At 64.8% G+C, this 7,212-nt stretch carries 5 protein-coding genes and 1 pseudogene; 3 read left to right on the top strand and 3 right to left on the bottom strand.

Annotated features, from left to right (window positions below; genetic code table 11):
- The 3 genes and pseudogenes from AKL29_RS44645 to AKL29_RS40585 form a co-directional block, all read left to right on the top strand.
- A pseudogene (locus AKL29_RS44645) lies at window positions 1–937 on the top strand (DNA primase); the annotation flags it as partial.
- 253 nt (window positions 938–1,190) lie between these two features.
- Window positions 1,191–3,323 carry an RNA polymerase sigma factor RpoD gene (gene rpoD, locus AKL29_RS10805; RefSeq protein WP_018269832.1) on the top strand — a complete coding sequence of 711 codons (2,133 nt, stop codon included), beginning with the start codon at window positions 1,191–1,193 and terminating at the stop codon, window positions 3,321–3,323.
- A gap of 3 nt (window positions 3,324–3,326) precedes the next feature.
- The gene (locus AKL29_RS40585; protein ID WP_082190555.1) at window positions 3,327–4,040 is read left to right on the top strand and encodes a DNA methyltransferase; all 714 of its coding nucleotides are present in this window, start codon (window positions 3,327–3,329) and stop codon (window positions 4,038–4,040) included.
- A gap of 139 nt (window positions 4,041–4,179) precedes the next feature.
- Here AKL29_RS40585 and AKL29_RS10800 read toward each other — a convergent pair whose 3' ends face one another.
- The 3 genes from AKL29_RS10800 to AKL29_RS10790 all read right to left on the bottom strand — a co-directional run.
- The gene (locus AKL29_RS10800) at window positions 4,180–4,416 is read right to left on the bottom strand and encodes a hypothetical protein (RefSeq protein WP_026192271.1); all 237 of its coding nucleotides are present in this window, start codon (window positions 4,414–4,416) and stop codon (window positions 4,180–4,182) included.
- A 170-nt stretch (window positions 4,417–4,586) separates the two neighbouring features.
- Entirely contained in the window at window positions 4,587–6,608 is a 2,022-nt protein-coding gene (locus tag AKL29_RS10795; RefSeq protein WP_050384157.1) for a CHAT domain-containing protein, read from the bottom strand.
- The coding region (locus AKL29_RS10790) for a tetratricopeptide repeat protein (protein WP_193395203.1) at window positions 6,605–7,212 on the bottom strand (608 nt) is incomplete at its 5' end. The genes AKL29_RS10795 and AKL29_RS10790, both read right to left, overlap by 4 nt.

Genomic DNA, 7,212 nt, shown 5'->3' with positions numbered 1-7,212 from the left:
CGCGCGTCCGCTCGCCGAAATGATCTGGTCGCGCGAGATCGAGGGCGGCAATTTCGATACGCCCGAGCGCCGCGCCGCGCTGGAGGCGCGGATCGGCGAGCTCACCAACGGCATCCGCGACGAGGTGGTGCGCCGCTATTACCGGCAGGACCTGCAGGAGCGGCTGCAGCGCAATTTTGCGCCCGAGGGCGGACGCGGCGGTTATGGCCGCGGCGGCTACGGTCGGGGCAATTTCGGCGGCGGCCGCGGCGGCGAATCACCCCGCCAGTTTGCCCCCCGGGGACCTGCCCAAAACGGCCGACAGGGAGGCCCACAGGGCGGCCGGTTCGGTGTCACCCCCGGGTTTTCACGGGGTCCCTATCAGGCCGCCAGCCCCCAATTGGCCAACAGCCCGATCATGCGCGGCCAGCGCAGCGCGATCTCCCGCCGCGAGGCCCTGATCCTGCAATCCCTGATCAACCACCCCTGGCTGCTGCACGACCATCTCGAGGAGGTGGCGGCGCTGGAGCTCGGCCATCCCGAGGCCCACAAGCTCAGGGCCGCCATCATCGCCGCCTTTGCCCACGACCATCACCATTCCCCCGACGCCGAGGAGCAGGCCGAGAAGATGCGCGCCGACCTCGAAGCGGGCGGATTATCCCAGATTCTTCAAAGGGTTGAGCGGGCGATCACAACCCAGGCGGTGTGGGGCGCGCAGGTCGGCGCGGCGCGCGAGGACGTTTTATCAACCTGGCGTCAACTCGTTGCCTTGCATCAGAAAACCCACGCCTTACTTAGGGAAAGAAAAGATGCGGAAGCGGCTTTGGCTGAAGACTCCAGCGAGGCCAATCTGGCATGGTTGCAGGATATCCAGGCCCGGATGGCAGAAGCCGACGGGACCGAAGCCCTGATTGAAGGGTTCGGCGAATTATCGGGCCGGTTCCAGCGTAATGTCTGATAACAAAAATGCTGCGGACGGCGCTGGTCGCACCCGCAAAAAGACTCGCCAAATCTATGGTTTGGCTGCAAAAACAGGGTTAAGCGAAACTTAATAGCCTCGCGGCTATTGCAGATTGGAAACCGTCGAGACGGATGACAGGGGTGGCGAGATTATGCGCCGCCCTTTGTGCGTCGAGAGAGTAAATCTAGATTTCGTGCGGATGCGCGTGCGTGGCGCCATTTTGCACGACCGCGTTTCGGGAGCTTAGTGAATGGCCACCAAGGCAAAGACGCTGCAGGTTAAGGACAAGGAAAAAGACGACAAGGCAGCGGATGCTCCTGAGAAGGATGCCGCTGACGCGCCGTCGCCGTTGCTCGACCTGTCGGATGCCGCGGTGAAGAAGATGATCAAGCAGGCCAAGAAGCGCGGCTTCGTGACCTTCGATCAGCTCAACGAAGTGCTGCCCTCCGATACGACGTCGCCCGAACAGATCGAAGACATCATGTCGATGCTGTCAGACATGGGCATCAACGTCACCGAGGCCGACGATAGCGAAGGCGAGGACGAGAAGGACGACGGCGACGACGAGACCGACAACGAGCTCGTCGAGGTCACGCAGAAGGCCGTCACCGAGGTCAAGAAGTCGGAGCCCGGCGAGCGCACCGACGATCCCGTGCGCATGTATCTGCGCGAGATGGGCACCGTCGAGCTGCTGTCGCGCGAAGGCGAAATCGCGATCGCAAAACGCATCGAGGCCGGCCGCGAGGCGATGATCGCGGGCCTCTGCGAAAGCCCGCTGACCTTCCAGGCCATCATCATCTGGCGCGATGAGCTCAACGAAGGAAAGATCTTCCTCCGCGACATCATCGATCTCGAAGCCACCTATGCCGGACCGGAATCGAAGGGCGGCATCAATCCGAACCTGATCGGCAACAACGGCGCCGAGGGCGCCGCCGCTGAAGGCAATGGCGGCGATGCGCAAGGCAGCGCGCCAGCCCACGTCGCGCCGCCGGCCGCCCCGCCGTCGCCGACCCCGTTCCGCGCCGCGCCCGCCGGTGGCGAAGCCGCCACCGAGGAAAAGGATCCCGCCGAGGCCGCCGCCGAAGGCGACATGGACGACGACGAGTTCGAGAACCAGATGTCGCTCGCCGCCATCGAGGCCGAGCTGAAGCCGAAGGTGGTCGAGACCTTCGACAAGATCGCATCCGAGTACAAGAAGCTGCGCCGCCTGCAGGAGCAGGACATCGCCAACCAGCTGCAGAGCGAGTCGCTGTCGCCCTCGCAGGAGCGCAAGTACAAGAAGCTGAAGGACGAGATCATCGTCGAGGTGAAGTCGCTGCGCCTCAACCAGGCCCGCATCGATTCGCTGGTCGAGCAGCTCTACGACATCAACAAGAAGCTGGTCTCGTTCGAGGGCCGCCTGCTGCGCCTCGGCGACAGCCACGGCGTCGCGCGCGAGGACTTCCTGCGCAACTACCAGGGCTCCGAGCTCGACCCGCGCTGGCTCAACCGCGTCTCCAAGCTGTCGGCCAAGGGCTGGAAGAACTTCGTCCATCACGAGAAGGACCGCATCAAGGACCTGCGCCACGAGATCCAGTCGCTGGCGGCGCTCACCGGGCTCGAGATCGGCGAATTCCGCAAGATCGTGCACGGCGTGCAGAAGGGCGAGCGCGAGGCCCGTCAGGCCAAGAAGGAGATGGTGGAAGCCAACCTCCGGCTCGTGATCTCGATCGCCAAGAAGTACACCAACCGCGGCCTGCAGTTCCTCGACCTGATCCAGGAAGGCAATATCGGCCTGATGAAGGCGGTCGATAAGTTCGAATATCGCCGCGGCTACAAGTTCTCGACCTACGCCACCTGGTGGATCCGGCAGGCGATCACCCGCTCGATCGCCGACCAGGCCCGCACCATCCGCATCCCCGTGCACATGATCGAGACGATCAACAAGATCGTCCGCACCTCGCGCCAGATGCTGAACGAGATCGGCCGCGAGCCGACCCCGGAAGAACTCGCCGAGAAGCTCGGCATGCCCTTGGAGAAGGTGCGCAAGGTCCTCAAGATCGCCAAGGAGCCGCTGTCGCTCGAAACGCCGGTGGGCGATGAAGAGGATTCGCATCTCGGCGATTTCATCGAGGACAAGAACGCGATCCTGCCGATCGACGCCGCGATCCAGTCCAACCTGCGCGAGACCACCACGCGCGTGCTGGCCTCGCTCACCCCGCGCGAGGAGCGCGTGCTGCGCATGCGCTTCGGCATCGGCATGAACACCGATCACACGCTGGAAGAAGTCGGCCAGCAGTTCTCGGTCACCCGCGAGCGCATCCGCCAGATCGAGGCCAAGGCGCTGCGCAAGCTGAAGCACCCGTCGCGGAGCCGGAAGCTGCGGTCGTTCCTGGATAACTGACCAGTGCTAGCGCTGGGAGGGGCGGCGCTCTCGTCACCGAAGCAGACGACGTTCGAGCGGCAATCGTCTTTATTTCCGTATTATGCGGGCTTCTCGCAGAAGTTCGTGCGAGATGTTTTGGACGCGCTCGAAGTAGTGAGCGGACAGGTGGTGCTGGATCCTTGGAATGGCTCTGGTACTACGACAAGTGTCGCAAATGGAGCAGGATTAACGGCGGTCGGTATTGACATAAATCCTGCAATGGCTGTCGTGGCTAAAGCTCGGCTTGCGACCCCAGGCGATGTCAATGCTGCCCGTCAGCTCCTAAAACAATGTAGTCGCCGTTTGTCGCAGGCCTTTCTGAGAGAGGCATGCGATTCACCATACGAGTCGGCGACGCAATCGATGCTGCTTCTAGCGACATTTCGTCTCACCAGGAGAAAACTTCGAGAGCGAGATCTGATCGCAACTAATCCGACGTGGTGGCATTTGGGGCAATCCGACGTCAGCAGCGCCATTGCCTCGATAACAAGGACGCAGTTGGACGCGGAACTTGTCGAGCTAAGATCGAAAGTCTCAATTGCGAACGGAGGCAACAACGAGGTATCCCTCGTTAGGGGAGATTTACTTTCGGAGAATCTGCCGCAGATAAAGGCTGACGTGATCATAACGTCACCGCCGTATCTCACTCGTATCGACTACGTTACCCCCGATTCAAGAATGGAGCCGAACTGCTGAGCTATCGGCATCCATCATCGAGCGCAAGTGTAATAGCAGAGTGGTTGACTGACGCCGAACTATTCTTCGACTTTGCGCTGCAATAGGGTATTGGCTCGTTCGGTCGACAAGCTGAAGGTCAGGACTTGTTTTACCGCCGCTACTTCTTCTTCGCCCCAACCCGCTCGATGGACTTGATCTCGAGCGGCGGGCGGCCGCCCTTTTCGGCGATCTCGCGGTCCTGCTCGCGCAGGAAGGCGCGCACCGGCTCGTCGCCGTCGAGCCCGCCAATGAGCTCCGACGGCACGCGGCGGTTGGAGCGCTGCGAGCCGTCTTCATAGAACACGTTGAAGAAGGCGAATTCGCCTTTGGGATTGGTCCCGGGTTTTTTCGGCATGCGCGGCTTGTCCTCGATCGGGGCGCCGCTGTCAAAGCAAATCGCCTGTGCCCGCGCGCCGGTCTGCCCTGCGCGATCGGGTTGCGTGCGGCCCTTGCGCAACGCCGGGCGCAATTCGGCCCGGCATGCGCTCGCGGCGCTCGTCCGGTCACATCAACGACATATACGGCTCAGCCCTCGAACAGCACGAACGCCGCCCACACGCTGGCGTCGCTCGCGCCCGCGAGCTTGCCGTCGCGCGCATCGCGCCTCGTCTGGCGCAGCGCATCGGAATAGGTCAGGCCCTCCGCGAGGTGCTCGTAGAACCGCACGGTGAAGTTCGCGGTGCCCTCGTCGGCGACCGGCCACAGCGTCAGCAGCGCGCGGCGCGCGCCGGCGATGCCGAGCGCGGTCGGCAGGCCGCGCAGGCCGCTGACGAAGCTCTCGTCGCCGCGGCCGGTTTCGCAGGCCGACAGCACCAGCAAGTCGAGCCCGGACAGGTCCCAGTCCATCAATTCGAAGGCATAGAGGTAGCCGTCATTCTCGTCGCGCAGCGGAAATCGGCTGTCGCCGGCGCCCGACAGCACGATGCCGCTCTGCCACAGCGTATCGAGGCCCGACGCCGTGCTGTCGTGATAGAAGCCGTGCGTCGCCAGATGCGCGATGCGCGCCTTGCCGATCGCCGCGCGCAGCGTGCCTTCGCTGACGCCGCGCCCGGTCAGCATCTCGACCGGCGCGCCGCGGGCGCGAGCGAGTTTTGCGATCGCCTCGATCTCGGTTCGGGTTGCGGGCAGCGGCATCGGCCCCGGCTCGCCATATTCGATGCCGCCGGCGAGCAGCATCGCGCCCTGCTGATCGAGCGTCTCGCGCGTATGGATCGCGATCAGCGCATCGGGGCTGGTCAGCATCCGGATCGTGAACTTGTCCTCCAGCAGGCCGCCGTCACGGCCGGGCAGCAGCGCGAACGGCACGGCGAACAGGAAGCCGTCGGGCACGACATAGAGCGTGGTCTTGTCCTGCAGCAGCGGCTCGAGCGGCGCGAACAGCCGCGCCCGGAGATTCTGGAAGCGGCCCTTGACGTCGGGCGCGTGAGCGTCGGGATTGGGCACGGTGGCCCGCGTCGCGCGCAGCCGCGCGATCTCGGTGCGCACGCCGGCGTCGACCATCCGGCCGGGATCGCCGAGATCGATCACGCGCGGCTCGCTCGTTGCAGTCTCGACGATCGCATAGAGCACCGTCGCCGCCAGCGGCGCACTCGCCTGGCGATCCGCCTTCCATTGCCGGGTGATGAAATAGTTGACGACGGCTTCCTGCGCCGCGAGCAGCTGTGACGGACGGATCGGGTCCTGCGGCAGCTTCGCGCCGATCGCATCGAGCCGCTTCTGCAGCGCCTTCTCGGCGGCGTCCTGCCGCCCCCACACCGATCGCGCCCAGTCGTCGATATTGCCCGACGAGAACAGCTCCTGCTTTTCGCCGTTGAGCCGGAGCGCCGTGCGCAGCAGCGTCGCGGTCTCCTCGTCCTTGCCGGCCATTTGCGTCTCGAGCTGGCGCAGCGCCGTGGCGTCGGCGCCGCCGAGTGTCTTCCAGCGCAGCACGGCGGCGGCAAAGGCCGGCTGCGCCACGGCGGAGCCGGCGCCGGTGGCGAAGCGGCCGAACGCGAACAAGAGATGGTCGGCATGGGCGCGGATCGCTTCGGCGACGGCGCGATCGCCCGATGTGCCGACCTCGCGCTTCATCCAGTCGAACATCTCGCGGTCGAGCGCGGCGAAGGCCCGCACCGCGCGGGTCGGATCATCAGCGATCAGCGCGGCCGCGATGCCGAGCTTGATCTCGAAGCTGATCGGATGCTGCGCCGTGAAGGCGCGGGTCGAAATCGCCAGCGCGGTCTCGCGCAGCCGCATCCCCTTGTCCCGCTCGCCGCGCTGCTCGCGTCGGCCGGCAGCCAGCACCGCGGATTTGATGCGCAGGAAGTCCGCAAAATTCGCGTCATTGGCGACAATCGCCTCCAGCCGCGCCAAGTCGGCCGGCGCGATCGCGGCGTCGCCGGCGGCGAGCATGTCGGTGTAGAACAGCCAGGCGTCGGCCTGTCCGGCAAAGCTCGGATCCTTCGGCGCCATCGCGACCGCGATCGCGCGGTGGCGGCGGAAATAGCGGTGGGCGTCGTCGAAGCGGCCGAGGTTGAGGAAATCCTGGCCGGCGTTGTTGACCGTCACCAGCGTGTTGAGATGGTTCTCGCCATAATGTCTGGCGCGCTTCTCGATCGCGAACAGATCGAGCTCGAGCGCCTTCGCCGGCGCGCCGATCTCGCGCAGCAGGCATAATTGTTGGCGAGCTTCCAGGTGGTGCGGTGGTCGGGCCCCAGCGCCTTCTCCGCGCGCTCGAAATTGTGCCGGCCCAAATTGGTCGCCGACGCCGCCGAGCCGTTGGCGGACAGCGCGACCGCGAGCTTGTCGCTCGCGATCAGCGATTCCTCGGAGCCTTCGCCCCAATAGGCGTTGAACGCCGCGATCGCCTTCATGTAGAGCGGAACGGCTTCGGCGATCCTGGCGTGGTCCGACAGCAGGATCGCGTACATCAGCAGCACGTCGGCATTGCCGGGCGGCCTCTGCGCCGCCGCCTTGCTCTGGAACGCGCGTACGAACAGTTTTTCGGCGAGATCGTCGCGCTTGACCGCGCGCAGCGTCGCGGTCGCGTCGAAATACTGCTCCATGACGAACTGGGCGTCGTCGAGCTTGTCTGCGGCATCCAGTGCTGCAAGCAGCTGTGCATAGCCCGCGTCGAACTTGCCGCCGCGCGTCAGCGCGCCGGCGTTCTTCA

The sequence above is a fragment of the Bradyrhizobium pachyrhizi genome, assembly GCF_001189245.1.
Taxonomy (GTDB): domain Bacteria; phylum Pseudomonadota; class Alphaproteobacteria; order Rhizobiales; family Xanthobacteraceae; genus Bradyrhizobium; species Bradyrhizobium pachyrhizi.
This window is presented reverse-complemented; position numbering and strand designations above follow the sequence as displayed.

Bases quoted from the DNA above. Each gene is read 5' to 3' on its own strand.
- rpoD (WP_018269832.1), top strand. From the start codon at position 1,191: ATGGCCACCAAGGCAAAGACGCTGCAGGTTAAGGACAAGGAAAAAGAC.
- AKL29_RS10800 (WP_026192271.1), bottom strand. From the start codon at position 4,416: ATGCCGAAAAAACCCGGGACCAATCCCAAAGGCGAATTCGCCTTCTTC.